Source organism: Paenarthrobacter aurescens (assembly GCF_025421775.1).
GTDB classification, from domain to species: Bacteria; Actinomycetota; Actinomycetes; order Actinomycetales; family Micrococcaceae; genus Arthrobacter; species Arthrobacter aurescens_B.
This window is the reverse complement of record NZ_JAOEFX010000633.1, coordinates 1-243: the sequence shown is the minus strand read 5'-3', so window position 1 is coordinate 243 and position 243 is coordinate 1. Positions and strand designations below refer to the sequence as shown.

Genomic DNA, 243 nt, shown 5'->3' with positions numbered 1-243 from the left:
GCCGATCTCGCCGATGTCCTTGGAATGTACCTTGACCTGTTCACCAGGGTGTTGTTGCTGCCGCAGGGGGATTTCGCGGGGTTCTTGCGGTCCATGGCCAACGACCGTCTGGACCTCCTACAGAAACTTTTCGGTACGCAGCTCTTTCAAGCTGAAGAACACCATCATGCCCAGCGGGCATCAGTTGCCGCCCGCGCGGAGCAGGAGAACCCGTCGGAACTGAAGATGCTGTTGGACAGGGAC

The 243-nt window shown here is 58.8% G+C and carries 1 protein-coding gene; it reads left to right on the top strand.

Annotation, left to right across the window (positions count from 1 at the left end):
• Window positions 1-243 (top strand): hypothetical protein (locus N7568_RS25085; protein ID WP_261612342.1); only part of this gene is annotated, 243 nt, incomplete at both ends.